The sequence below is a fragment of the Nigerium massiliense genome, from assembly GCF_000826085.1.
Lineage (GTDB): Bacteria > Actinomycetota > Actinomycetes > Propionibacteriales > Propionibacteriaceae > Propioniciclava > Propioniciclava massiliense.
In genome coordinates this window covers 295,564-308,252 of the sequence record NZ_CCYM01000002.1, presented here as the reverse complement: position 1 = coordinate 308,252, position 12,689 = coordinate 295,564, and the positions used below count along the sequence as shown (strand labels likewise).

At 71.3% G+C, this 12,689-nt stretch carries 11 protein-coding genes; 8 read left to right on the top strand and 3 right to left on the bottom strand.

From position 1 onward, the window contains the following. Positions 1-79 precede the first annotated feature (79 nt). The 7 genes from BN1187_RS02885 to BN1187_RS02850 are packed head-to-tail and all read left to right on the top strand — an operon-like array spanning position 80 to position 8,836. The gene (locus BN1187_RS02885) at positions 80-1,693 is read left to right on the top strand and encodes an FAD-dependent oxidoreductase (protein WP_052462216.1); all 1,614 of its coding nucleotides are present in this window, start codon (positions 80-82) and stop codon (positions 1,691-1,693) included. A 35-nt stretch (positions 1,694-1,728) separates the two neighbouring features. After that, positions 1,729-2,307 (top strand): isopentenyl-diphosphate Delta-isomerase, encoded by a 579-nt coding sequence (gene idi, locus BN1187_RS02880; protein ID WP_052462403.1) that lies wholly within the window; start codon positions 1,729-1,731, stop codon positions 2,305-2,307. Further along, a complete protein-coding gene (locus BN1187_RS02875; protein WP_162182372.1) occupies positions 2,304-3,392 on the top strand; it encodes a polyprenyl synthetase family protein in 1,089 nt (362 codons plus the stop codon). The genes idi and BN1187_RS02875 overlap by 4 nt, the downstream gene beginning before the upstream one ends. Continuing rightward, a complete protein-coding gene (locus BN1187_RS02870; protein ID WP_040158546.1) occupies positions 3,389-4,870 on the top strand; it encodes a phytoene desaturase family protein in 1,482 nt (493 codons plus the stop codon). Before BN1187_RS02875 ends, BN1187_RS02870 begins: the two co-directional genes overlap by 4 nt. Further along, positions 4,867-5,802, top strand: coding sequence for a phytoene/squalene synthase family protein (locus BN1187_RS02865; protein WP_040158543.1), 936 nt, complete (start codon positions 4,867-4,869; stop codon positions 5,800-5,802). The genes BN1187_RS02870 and BN1187_RS02865 overlap by 4 nt, the downstream gene beginning before the upstream one ends. Continuing rightward, entirely contained in the window at positions 5,799-8,303 is a 2,505-nt protein-coding gene (locus BN1187_RS13760; protein ID WP_162182371.1) for a cytochrome P450, read from the top strand. The genes BN1187_RS02865 and BN1187_RS13760 overlap by 4 nt, the downstream gene beginning before the upstream one ends. Before the next feature lie 50 nt (positions 8,304-8,353). Further along, positions 8,354-8,836, top strand: coding sequence for an NUDIX domain-containing protein (locus BN1187_RS02850; protein ID WP_040158541.1), 483 nt, complete (start codon positions 8,354-8,356; stop codon positions 8,834-8,836). 36 nt (positions 8,837-8,872) lie between these two features. Here the strand turns inward: BN1187_RS02850 and BN1187_RS02845 are convergent, their stop codons facing one another. Both BN1187_RS02845 and manA read right to left on the bottom strand, forming a co-directional pair. Continuing rightward, entirely contained in the window at positions 8,873-10,321 is a 1,449-nt protein-coding gene (locus BN1187_RS02845) for a glycoside hydrolase family 28 protein (RefSeq protein ID WP_162182370.1), read from the bottom strand. Positions 10,322-10,476: 155 nt separating this feature from the next. Continuing rightward, a complete protein-coding gene (gene manA / locus BN1187_RS02840; RefSeq protein WP_040158539.1) occupies positions 10,477-11,673 on the bottom strand; it encodes a mannose-6-phosphate isomerase, class I in 1,197 nt (398 codons plus the stop codon). 110 nt (positions 11,674-11,783) lie between these two features. Here manA and BN1187_RS02835 point away from each other — a divergent pair, with 110 nt between their 5' ends. Then, positions 11,784-12,065 (top strand): DUF3263 domain-containing protein, encoded by a 282-nt coding sequence (locus BN1187_RS02835; RefSeq protein WP_040158536.1) that lies wholly within the window; start codon positions 11,784-11,786, stop codon positions 12,063-12,065. 4 nt (positions 12,066-12,069) lie between these two features. Here BN1187_RS02835 and BN1187_RS02830 read toward each other — a convergent pair whose 3' ends face one another. Beyond that, positions 12,070-12,507, bottom strand: a complete 438-nt coding sequence (locus BN1187_RS02830) for a hypothetical protein (RefSeq protein WP_040158533.1) — start codon at positions 12,505-12,507, stop codon at positions 12,070-12,072. Positions 12,508-12,689: the final 182 nt, after the last annotated feature.

Here is a 12,689-nt window from a genome sequence, read left to right as displayed (position 1 = left end):
CCTGGTCGGGCGGGGGGTGAGCCTGCCCCCGCCCAGACGGTCGTTCCCGGAGGCAAGGCGAAAGACTAATGTTTCGTTCATGCGCACTTTCGGCGGGCGCCGCGACCGCTCCGACGCTGTCGATGGGCGCTGGCGTCCAGGACGCGACAGGCGCGCCCAGCGCCATCCGGGCCCGCGGGGTGTCCCGAAGGCGGCCGGTCGCAGTGCGGTGGTGGTGGGCGGCGGAATCGCCGGTCTAGCCGCGGCCACCGAACTCGCTGAGCGGGGCGTGGCGGTGACGCTGCTCGAGCGAGAACCGCAACTGGGCGGGCGCGTCTCCTCCTGGCCCGTGCGCGTCGGGGAACGCACCACCCCGATGAGCCGCGGGTTCCATGCCTTTTTTCGGCAGTACTACCAGCTGCGCGCGCTGCTGCGCCGGGCCGATCCCACGCTCGCGGCGCTGCGTCCGGTCGCCGATTACCCACTGGTGGCCAAGGGCGGCCCCCGGGACTCGTTCGCCCGCGTGCCGCGGACGCCGCCGTTCAACCTTGCCGGCTTCGTCGTCGGGTCGCCCAGCTTCCCGCTGCGCGCCCTCGCCGATGTCGACCTTGATGCCGCGCTCGGCCTGCTCGACGTGCGCTTCCCCCAGACCTTCAACGCCTACGACGGAGTCAGCGCCGCCGAGGTGCTCGATCGGCTGCGTTTTCCGGACAGCGCCCGACATCTCGCGCTGGAGGTGTTCGCCCGCAGCTTCTTCGCCGACCCTCACGACTTCTCTGGCGGCGAACTGGTGGCCATGTTCCACACGTACTTCGTCGGCTCGGCCGAAGGATTGCTCTTCGATGTCTGCGCGGATGACTTCACGACCGCCCTGTGGGAGCCGTTGGCCGGTTACCTGCGTGGGCTCGGGGCGGAGCTGCGCACAGGCGTGTCAGCCGACGTCGTAGAGACGTCCCCGGACGGCGTCGTCGTGACCGCCGGGGGCGAGGCTTTTACCGCGGACGCGGTGGTGCTGGCCACAGACCTGGGGCCCTTGCAGCGCCTGCTGGCGGCCAGCCCCACGCTCGGGGACGCCGCGTGGCGCGACAGTGTCGCGGCGCAGCGCCGAGCCCCCCGGTTCGTCGTGTGGCGTCGCTGGCTCTCGGAGCGACCCGTGCCGGGCACCCCCGACTTCCTCGGCACCAGCGGGTTCGGGCCGCTGGACAACGTGTCGATGGTGCATCAGTTCGAGGCGTCCGCAGCTCACTGGGCGGAGCAGACCGGCGGCAGCGTCGTCGAGCTGCACGCCTACGCCGTCGGAGGTGACGTTGATCTCGGCGCGTTGCGCGCCGAGTTGGCCCAGCAACAGGACGTCCTCCATCCCGAGCTGGCGCGAGGGGAGTGTTTGGGCGAGCAGTGGCTGGTGCGCGATGACTGCGGCTTGGTGGACACCTCTCCCTGGCGGCTGCGGCCCGGCGTCGTCACCCCGGATCCGCGCGTGGTGCTGGCGGGGGACACCATCCGCTGCGATTACCCGGTCGCTCTGATGGAGCGGGCCGCCACCACGGGTGTGTTGGCGGCGCGTGGTTTGCTGTCGACCTGGGGGGTGGCCGGCTCGGACGTGTGGACTGCCCCGACGGCACCACGCCTGCCCGGCGTCCCGCAGCTTCGCCGGCTCGTGCGGAGTCTTCAACGCACGACCGCGGCGGGGGCAACCGCCGGCCGGGAGCGGTGACCATGAGCATGAACGGGGGACGGCGCATGACCAGCATGAACGAGTCCACGGCCGGCTCGAGCACTGGCCAGCCGCACCTGCCGGACGACCCCGTCGTCCTCGTGCGGGACGACGGCACCCCGATCGGGACGGCTGACCGCCGCACCGTGCACACCGCGCACACGCCTCTGCACCTGGCCTTCTCCTGCTACCTCCGTGACGCTCGCGGCCGCGTGCTCCTCACCCGCCGCGCCCTGGGCAAGACGACGTGGCCCGGCGTCTGGACGAACGCGGCCTGCGGTCATCTGTGTCCCGGCGAGACCGCCGCGCAGGCCGTGCAGCGCCGGGTACCCGAGGAGTTGGGCGCCGCGCCGCTGAACCTGCGGGTTGTGCTGCCGGACTTCCGGTACCGCGCGGTGGATGCGTCCGGTGTCGTGGAGAACGAACTCTGTCCGGTCTTCGTCCGCGATGTTGAGGCGGAGGCCCTGCGTGTCGAGCCCAGCGAGGTCGTTGACACCGCATGGGTGGCGTGGGACGACGTCCGCCGCGCGGCCGCGGCCCTGCCGCGGCTGCTCAGCCCGTGGTGCGTAGAACAGGTGTCGGCACTGGGCGCCGACCCGTGGCGGGCCCCGTGAGTGTCGGCGCGCTGGGGGAGCGCACTCCCTCGACCGAGGTCGCAGACACGCTGGCGTGGGTTGACGCCCGCATCGCCCGCGTCCTCGACGACATGGCGGCGTCCTGGGCCGAGGTTGGCGGCGACCACAGCGTCGCCCTGGGCGGTCTCGATCTGCCGGGGTTGGTGGCCGGGGCCACGCGTCACGGCAAGCGGCTGCGTCCGCAACTCGCGCACTGGGGCTGGGTGGCAGGCGGCGCTCCGCCATCGGCGTACGGGCAGGTCGTCGAGTTGGGGACGGCGCTGGAACTGTTGCACGTGTTCGCGCTGGTCCACGACGACGTCATGGACCGGTCCGAGCGCCGTCGCGGCGCGCCCAGCGTCCACGCTTTGGTTCGGGACGCCCACCGCGCGGCCGGCTGCCACGGCGACGCCGCCCGTTTCGGCGACAACGTCGCGGTGCTCGCCGGCGACCTTGTGCACGCCGAGGCCGATCACCTGGTGAGCGCGTTACCGGTCCCGGTGCGTGCGGCGTGGCGCACCATGATGATCGAGCTGGTGCTCGGACAGCGCTGCGACCTCACCGGAGCGGCGGAGCGGCGACGTGACTTGGCACACGCTCGGCAGGTGGCGCGGCTGAAGTCCGGGTCCTACACCGTGCAGCGGCCGCTGCAGATGGGCGCGCTGCTGGCCGACGCGAACCCTGACCTCGTGGGGTGCCTGCTGATCTACGGCGCGCATGCGGGCGAAGCATTCGGCCTGCGTGACGACCTGCTGGGGACGTGGGGCGACCCGGCGTTCACCGGCAAGTCGTCCGACGATGACCTGGCTGCCAGGAAACCCACCGTGCTGCTGGCGCTGGCCGCCCACCGCCTCGATGACGAGACTCGGTCGCTGCTGGAGCGCGGCGACGAACCGCTCGACGGCGTCCAGGTGGCGAGGCTGCGACGGGCGATGGAGGCCTGCGGTGTCCGGGACGAGGTGGAGCGCCTCGTGGCTGGCGAGGTGGACGCCGCGCGCGCCGCGCTCGTGCCGGAGCTTGTCGGGGCGGACGCGCTCGCGGGCCTGAACGGACTTGTCGACATCATGGCTTGGAGGAACGCGTGAGTGCCGTCGTCGTCATCGGGGCCGGGCTGTCCGGACTGTCCGCCGCCTGCCACCTCATCGGTCAAGGCCGGCGCGTGGTGGTACTAGAGCGGGAGGCTGGCCCCGGCGGGCGCGGGCTCCGCGTCGAGCAGGACGGCTTCACCTTCGACCTGGGGCCGACGGTGATGACGATGCCGGAGCTGCTCGACGAGCCGCTCCGCGCGGCGGGCTCGAGTCAGCAGGAGGCGGTGCCGATGCGCCGCCTCGACCCGGGTTACCGCGGCCTGTTCGCGGACGGCAGCGAGCTTCGGGTCCGCGACACGACGGCGGGGACGGCCGCTGAGATCGAGCGGCTGGCCGGCGCTGCCGACGCGCGCGCCTTCGAGGAACTCGAGAGCTTCCTGCGCACGCTTTACGAGACTGAGCTTCCGCACTTCATCGACAAGAACTTCCGCTCTCCGCTCGATCTCCTGGCTCACCCGCGGGCCGCAGCCAGGCTCGTTCGGATGGGCGCCTTCGGCACCCTCGGTCGTCTCGTCAACAGCCGGGTGGCCGACGAGCGGGTACGTCGCATGCTGTCGTTCCAGGCGCTGTACGCGGGGTTGTCGCCCACGACGGCGCTCGGCGTCTACGCCGTCATCACCTACATGGACACCATGCGGGGCGTTTACCTGCCCGACGGCGGGATGGGGGCCATCGCTGACGGGATGGCGGACGTGGTGGCCCGGCAGGCCGACGTTCGCTACGGCACCACCGTCACGGCCGTGCTACGGCGGAAGGACGGCTCCGTAGCAGGGGTGGACACCGACGCCGGGACGGTGTCTGCGGACGCCATCGTCTGCACCCTGGACACCCCGGTCGCGTATCGGGAACTGCTCGGTTGGTTGCGACCACCGCGCGCCGTCCGGCGCCCGGTCTATTCACCGTCGGCGGCGGTGTGGCACGTCGGCGTCCGAGGCGCGCTGCCGGACGGCGTGGCGCACCACAACGTCCACTTCGGCCGCGCCTGGGAGCAGTGCTTCACCGAGCTGGTCGATCAGGGCCGGCTGATGAGCGACCCCGCCCGGCTCGTGACGGTCTCGTCATTGGGGGAGCCGTCGCTGGCGCCTCCAGGCGCTCACACTCTCTACGTGCTGGAGCCGGTGCCCAACCTCGACGGCGCCGTCGACTGGGACATCGAACGCGCGCCGCTGCGCGAACGGCTGCACGCCTTCCTCTCGGCCAACGGTTACCCCGACGACATCGTCACCGAGCGGCTCGTGACGCCGGTCGAGTGGCGCGACCTCGGCATGGGCGGTGGGACACCCTTCGGGCTCGCCCACCTGTTCCGGCAGACCGGCCCGTTCCGGCCGGCCAACCAGGAGCCACGGGTGCCGGGGCTGTTCTTCGCGGGCTCCTCGACGGTGCCGGGCGTCGGGGTGCCGATGGTGTTGATCAGCGGCAAGCTCGCCGCGCAGCGCGTGGCGGGTTGGCTGGGCGGGGCACGGGGCGCGGCATGACGGCTTCGTTCCCGGGGGTGGAACCGGCGGTGCTGCGCGCCGGCTACCGGCGCTGCTCCGAACTGACCTGGCGGCACGGCACCACCTATTTCTGGGGAGCTGCGTTGTTGCCCCGGGCACAGCGCCGCCACGTCTACGCGGTGTACGCGCTGTGTCGACTGGCCGATGACATCGTGGACGCCCCCGCCGCGACCGCCGGAGCCGGCCGGGTCGAGGCGACGCGCGTCGCCCTGGCGACCTTCCGGTCCCGGTTCAATGAAGCAGTAGCCGGCGAGGCGTTGCCCGAGCCCGTGCTTGCAGCGGTGGCCCAGACCGTGCGCGACCAGCGGATCCCGCTGGACTGCTTCGACCGCTTCTTCGACGCGATGGCGATGGATCTCGACACCACGACCTACGAGACATGGGATGACCTGCTGGGTTACATGGAGGGGTCGGCGGCTGTGATCGGAGAGATGATGCTGCCCGTGCTCGAGCCCCGCTCGACGGCCGCCCGAGAGCCTGCCCGCGCCCTCGGGTTCGCCTTTCAGCTCACCAACTTCCTGCGCGACGTCGCCGAAGACCTCGACCGGGGTCGTGTCTACCTGCCGCAGGAGGACTTGCGCCGCTTTGGAGCCGACCCCGCCCGTCGGCGCGTGGACGAGGCGTGGCGGGCCCTGATGCATTTCGAACGGGAGCGCAACCGCGCGCTGTACCGTCAGGCGGACGAGGGCCTGGCGTACCTGCCGCCCGCGTCGCGGCGCTGCGTGGCCACCGCTCGACGGCTGTACTCCCAGATCTTGGACCTCATCGAGTCGAACGATGACGACGTCTTCTCCGGACGCCTCCGGCTGCCCACTTGGCGCAAGGCCGCCACCGCCCTGGGCGCGATGGCGTGGACGCCGCGATCCGCGCCCGTCCCCGGTGCGGCCGAAACGGGGCGAGAAGAGCCGTGAGCCGGCCCGATGTCGCGGTGGTCGGACTGGGCCCCGCCGGGCGTGCGCTGAGCCACCGACTGTTGGCCGCCGGGGCGGACGTGCTCGTCGTCGACACCGACCCCGACCGGGCGTGGTGGCAGGTCTACGGGGGCTGGGCGTGGCAGCTGCCGAGTTGGCTCCCCGCCGCCACGATCGGCGCGCGGGTGGGGCGTCCGGCGTTGCGAGCGCTGGGAGACCATCGGCTGGCTGACTCCTACGTCGTGCTCGACACCGCCGGGCTGCAGGCCGCGCTGACGCTGGATGGCGCCCGCGTCCGCCGGGGGACGGTCGCCGAGGACGAGCTGGCCGGGCTAGCCCCCGTCGTGGTCGACGGCCGCGGCGCGTGGCCACGCCGGGCAGGATCCGGAGGTACGCGGCTCCCCGCGTGGCGGCCGGCCCAGACTGCGTTCGGCTTGGCGCTCGATCCCGAGGTGCTCGGCCCGCTGATGGACGGCGCGGCAGCGGTGCTGATGGACTGGCGTCCCTACGACGGGGCGCGGAACTGGGGACGCCGCGCGGCAACCTTCTGCTACCTGATCCCGCTCGGAGACGGTCGGATCCTGGCCGAGGAGACCAGTCTGGCCGCGGCGCCTCCCCTCGGCCAGCGGGAGTTGGCCCGCCGGCTCCGCGTGCGTCTTCACCGGGCCGGCGTGCCGGACGCGACGATCGACGGCGCCGTGGCGTCCGGTGCCGTCGAGCGCGTCGCGATCCCCCTCGTGGCCGCGCCGCGCAGTGTGGACGTCGGCGTCGTGCGGTTCGGTGCCGCGGGTGCCCAGTCGAACCCGGTCACGGGCTACAGCGTGTTCGCGTCATTGCAGCAGGCGGACGCCCTGGCGACGACCCTGCTCTCCGGCACGGGCCCCGCGAGCGCCGCAAGGCCGCAATCCAACGTCCGGGTGGCCGCGATGGCGGCGGTGACCAGACTGGACGGAGACCGCACGCGGGAGCTCTTCGACGCCTTCGCACGGCTCCCACGAGCCGAGCAGCGCGCGGTGTTCGATCCTGCGACGTCACGAGGCCCGCTCATTGCGGCGCTCGGACGCCAGGCGCTTCGCCTCCGGCCGTCCGCGGTGGCCGCTCTCACCCGGGCCACCGCCCGCGGGATGGTGGACGCCCACGGGGTGCTGACGAACCGCCCGGCTGACCCGAGGCCAGAGCCGGCTCAGGCGTCGGTGGCGTACCGGCCCGCGCGGCAGACCCCAGGCTCACAGGCGGCCCCGCCTCAGGGACCATCCCCGCAGAAACCCGCTGAAGGGCAGCGCGGCAGCCGTCGCGCGGTGCGTCCCGGTGAGGCGGACGTCCCGCGGGTGGAACGCACAGCAGGGATGTGGCGGTTGCGGGCGATGGAGCCCGCCCTCCAGGTGCTGCGCGCCCGCCATTCGACCACCCAGGCGGGCTTTACCGCCGAGTACATCCCCCAGGGGCGCCTGCGGCACCGCCCGATCCTCATCAGTGACGGCCCGGCTCACGACGGGCAACGGAAGAAGGTGGCCAGGTTCTTCGCGCCCGCGGTCGTCGAGGAGCGCTACCTGGGCCAGATGGAGGAGTCCGCGGACGCCTTGCTCGCTGAGGCCGCCGCGACGGGTCGGCTGCTCTTGGACGATCTCGCCCTGCACTATGCCGTCGAGGTGACGGCCGAGATCGTCGGCCTCACCCACCACGCCTCCCGGGACAGCGCCGAGGTGCGCCATCGGCGGACGCGGGCCATGGCGTCCCGGCTGGTCCGGTTCTTCAACCAACCACCGTTCGACCTGACCCGGGCCGACCTTGGCCGCAGCCCGGTGCAGTGGGCCCGGGCTGCGGCCAACGGGCTCGCGCCGGTCGTGGCCTTCCACCTCGCGGACGTACGGCCTGCCCTGCGGCAGCGTCGGCGCCGCCCGGGCGACGACGTTCTGAGCCACCTCCTCGCAGAGGGCTACTCGACCATGAACATCCTCATCGAGTCGGTCACGTACGGCACGGCCGGGATGGTGACGACGCGGGAGTTCATCTGCATGGCGGCCTGGCACCTGCTCGGTGACGACCGGTTGCGCGACCGCTACCGGGGAGCGGCGCGTCCGGAGCGACTGGCCATTCTGGCCGAGGTGATCCGGTTGGAGCCGGTCGTGGGGCACCTCTACCGCCGGGTCCGTGAACCGCTTGAGATCAGCGATGGCGACCGGACCTGGTGCATCCCGGCCGGCGATCTCGTCGACGTCTGCGTCCGTCCGGCCAACGCCGACGAGCGTGCTGTGGGCCCTGATGCGCTGTCGCTTTGTCCGGGCCGAACGATGGCCGACGGCGTCAAACCCGCGGGCCTGGCCTTCGGCGACGGCGCCCATCGCTGCCCCGGCCAACCTCTCGCACTGCTGGAGGCCGACGTGCTGCTGACGAGGCTCTTCGCGCACGCGCCGACGATCGTCCGAGAGCCCGAGTTGGGCTGGGACGACCTGATCGCCGGGTATCGGCTCCGCGGGTTCGAACTGCGTCTCGGCCGCTGACAGGTGCGGAGTTGGTGCGGGGGAGGAGTCCGCACGGGCAGGATGGCGTCATGGCATTCCAGCACGCGCTCCCGGCGATCCCTGTCTCCTGCGGCGCGATCCTGCTCGACGAGGGGGGCCGGCTGCTCATCCTCAAGCCCACCTACAAGAAGGGCTGGACGATCCCCGGCGGCGTGATGGAGGCCGACGGCGAGACCCCATGGGAGGGCTGCCGGCGCGAGGTGGCCGAGGAAACCGGGCTGGCCGTCGCGTCCGGACGCCTCGTCGTCGTCGACACCCGGGGCGCCAAGAAGGACGAGCAGCTCGGGCTGCGGCTGCTGTTCCACTGCGGGACGATCACCGCTGAGCAGGCTGCGTCCATCCGGCTGCAGGAAACCGAGATCAGCCGGCACCGGTTCGTCGCGGCCGACGAGGCCCAGGAGCTGTTGCGGCCGCGCATCGCCCGCCGGGTCGCGGCGGGTCTCGCCGCGACCTCGACGGTGTACCTGGAGGACGGCCACCCGGTCGACGGAGTGGGCACGGGCGCGCCCTGAGACACAGAGTCAGCGCTCATGGGTCTCCGTGACCGGTCAGATGCCCGAGACCGACACGCCCTCTTCGACGACGAAGCCGGGTCCGTTCGCCGGAGCCACGGTCACGTCGTGGAACCGACCCGTCACATTACGCAGCTCCATCCCGGTGCTCGTAGCCGCGCCGGTGATGTGCACGTGACGCAGGGTGATGCCGGTCAGCGGCGCCTCGGGCAGGCCGATCAGCTGCGCTTTCGTCGCTCCCGCGGCCCTGAGGCGGCTGACGGTGATGTCGTGGATGAACGGTGTGGTCGGGGTGATCGGCTGGGCGGTGTCGGTGCCGGGCTTGGGCAAACCGGTGTAGTAGTCGGTGAAGTAGAGGGGCACTCCGACATTGGTCATGCGCAGATCCGTCATGGTCATGTTCGACAGGTCGTTGCCTCGATCACGCCCCGACTTGATCCGGAACCCGTTGTCGGTGCCGTTGAAGACCAGGTGCGCGCCGTGGACGTCCTGCACCCCGTTGTTGGCCTCGCTGCCCACGCTGAGCCCGTGGCCGGTGCCGAAGCGTGACCAGGTGATGGTGACGCCCCGGGTGGCGATCTTCGGGGTGGCGAAGCCGGGGAACCCGGACTTGATCGCGATGTTGTCGTCACCCGTGGAGATGTCGAGGCGGGTCATGGTGACGTCTCTCGTGCCGACCAGGTCGATGCCGTCGGTGTTGGGGGAGTCGGATGGATTGCGGACGCGGTAGTCCGAGACGGTGACGTCGCTGCTGTAGCGAAGGCCGAGGCTCCACATGGGGGAGTTGGTGAGCGTCACGCCGGAAACCGATGCGTGGTGGACGCCGACGAACTCCACCAGCCACGGACGCGGCAGGCCGTTGCTGGTGGGGAGCGCGGCGATGGCGTCGTAGCGGTCGGGCGGCAGCTGTGACCCCTTGGCCGGATTCGCCCGGATGGACGCGGCGAGTTCGCCGTAGGTCTTGGCCGTCGGGTAGGTGGTGCTGTCGGCCTTGGCGGCCTTCGCCTGCGCCCACCACAGCTCCTGTCCTTGCCCGTCGATGACGCCTCCACCGCGGATCGCGACGTCTGTGGCGTCCTTGGCCCAGATGAGGGCCTCGTGTGCGGTGCTGCCGGCCGGGGCGCTCTGGTCGAAGCCGTTGCCGATGAAGGCCCAGGTGAAGCGAGATGTGTCTGCTACCGATTGCAGGGTCACCCCTTTGTCGATCTGCAGCGTGATGTGGCTGCGCAGCTGCAGCGGACCCGTGAGGTAGGTGCCGCGGCCGGAGAGTCGAACGACTCCGCCGCCGCGGGACGCGCACTGGTCGATGGCGTGCTGGATCGCCACGGTGTTGTCGGTGCGTCCGTCAGGACGGGCGCCGAATCGAGGAGCAGCGCATATGGCGCGGCCATAGTGGGGGTGAGCCTGCGCAGCGGCGGGTGGTAGCGCGGCAGCCAGCCCGAGAGCGAGGGTGGCGGCGACGAGGGAGCGGGATGCAGCGGACATGGAATCCTCCTGGAGGTCAACCCGGGCGGCGATGCCGGGGCGAACAAGGCGTCTGAGAAGAACGGTAATCCGCATGCAACCGTTTGCACAAGAGTGCTCCGCAGCGAATCTCGAAATCTCGTGCGCGTGGGCCTATCGCGCTCTGTCGCGGAGGGTCAGCGCTCCTCGTCGAGGCCGGGGCAACTCACGAACAGTTCGCCGTCGCCCTCGACGAGCACAGGGCCGTCGGTCGCCGGGACGAAGACCGCCTCGCCCCTGGCGAGGACGCAGCTATCGGCGCCGTCGGTGAGCCGAAGGTCTCCCTTGGTGGCCAGCGCGATCCGGACGAACCCCTCGGCCGGCAGCTCGATGCGCCGGTCGCCTTCGACCTCAAGGCGCCACACGTCGAACTCCAGGCACTCGGTGGGGTAGTCGAACACGCCCGGCTGCACCTCGGTGCCGCGCAGGACGGTGGGCGCGAAGTCGGCGAAGTCAACCACGGTGACGAGCTCGTCGACCGCGATGTGCTTGTTGGTGAGCCCGCCGCGGATGACGTTGTCGGAGTTGGCCATCACCTCGACGCCGGTGCCCGACAGGTGGGCGTGCATCGTGCCGGTGGGGACGTAGAGCGCCTCGCCCGGCTGCAGCCGCACCCGGTTCATCAGCAGGGCCGCCATGATCCCCGGGTCGCCGGGGAACGCCTCGTCGAGTTCGACCGCGGTGCGCGCGAACTCGCCGACCTCCGAGTCGTCGTGGACGTGGCTCACGGACGCGGCCAGCACGTGGTTGATGATGTCGAGCCGGTCGCCCGCCAGGCTGAGGACGTCGAGGAAGACCTCCTCGATGCCGGCCGCGCCCTCGCGGAACGTCAGCGGCCCGATCACCGAGCCGACGATGTCGAGGACGCCCAGTTCTTCGAACAGCCTGACGGTGTGCTGCGGGGCCCGGAAGCCGGCCAGCGAGTCGAACTGGGTGAGCGCGACCATGATCTCGGGCTTGGGCCAGTCGTCGCGGTAGGTGCGCACGGGGTCATCCACGGGGATCTGGGCGGCGTTCTCGCGGGCGAAGCCCTCCTCCGCTTTGGCGCGCGGCGGGTGCGCCTGGATCGACACGGGGTGCCGCGCCGACAGGATCTTCATGAGGAAGGGCAGCTTGTCGCCGAAGTGCTCGACACAACGCTCACCGAGCGCGGACTGTTCCTCGCGGAGCGCCTCATCGAGCGGCTTGTCTCCGATCAGGGAAGGCGAGAGCGGGTGGGCGCCGAGCCAGTACTCGGCGAAGGGGCGTCCGTCGGCCGGGATGCCCAGGATCGCGGGAATCTGGTCGTGGGTTCCCCACGCGTAGTGCTTGATCGTGCCGTTGATCCGTTGCATCGGCGACGCGTCCCCCTCTCCCTCGCCCCTCGTTGGGTGGCTCACAGTGAACCGTAGGCACGATCATATTCCAAATGACACCCGTGTGATTTGTGGTCTAGCATGCATCCATGTCCGAATCCCGTCTGCCGCACACCGGTCTCAGCGATCGCGATGCCGCGCTTCTCGACTTCGAGGCGTCCTGGTGGCAGGCCGGCGGAAGCAAGGACGCCGAGATCCGTCAGCGCTTCGGGCTGTCGGCCCCGCGCTACTACCAGATCCTCAACCAGCTTCTCGACGATCCGGACGCCCTCGCGCACCAGCCGCTGCTGGTCAAGCGCCTGCGGCGGCTGCGGCAGAGCCGCCAGGAGAGCCGGTCCGCGCGCAACCTGCGCGTTCGCGCCACGCCCTAGCCGTCTAACGGCCGGCGTACCCCCCGCTTACCAGCCCGGCTCCCATCTCGAACGGGTTGCGCGTCGCCGGGTCCCCCGCGAGCAGCCAGGACCACGCCGAAGCCAACGCGTACAGGGGGAGGAACGCCGTCCCGAACCAGGCGTACTGCGTCGCGTGGGCGCTCTCGTGGGCCAGGATGCCGGGGCGGCGGCGCAGGACGGCGTCCATCGGCTCGCGCGTGAAGACGACGTTGCCGACGGTGAACTGGCCGGCGCTCGGCAGCCGGGGCCGGTAGCCCTGCGCGAACCACAGCCCCTCGGGCCCGCGGCGCAGCCGCGCGCCCCCGGCCCGCGCCACGACGAACCCCAGCGCCGTGGTCGAGTTGAGCAGGTTGGCGGTCTCGCGCAGCCAGCGGGACGTCCGCCTCCCGGACGGCCCGTGCGAGCGCTCTGCGACCACCATGGACGCCAGCCTAAGCGCCTTTGCCGACGTTTGCACTCGCCCATGGCGAGTGCTAAAAATGAATTAGCACTCTCGGGATGAGAGTGCCACCGCTGTCAGACTCGATGAGGCCCCCAGGTGGGTCGTCCGTCGCGGGCATCGTTCCTGACTCGACCCAGAACCTACGGAGGATTGCCAACAAC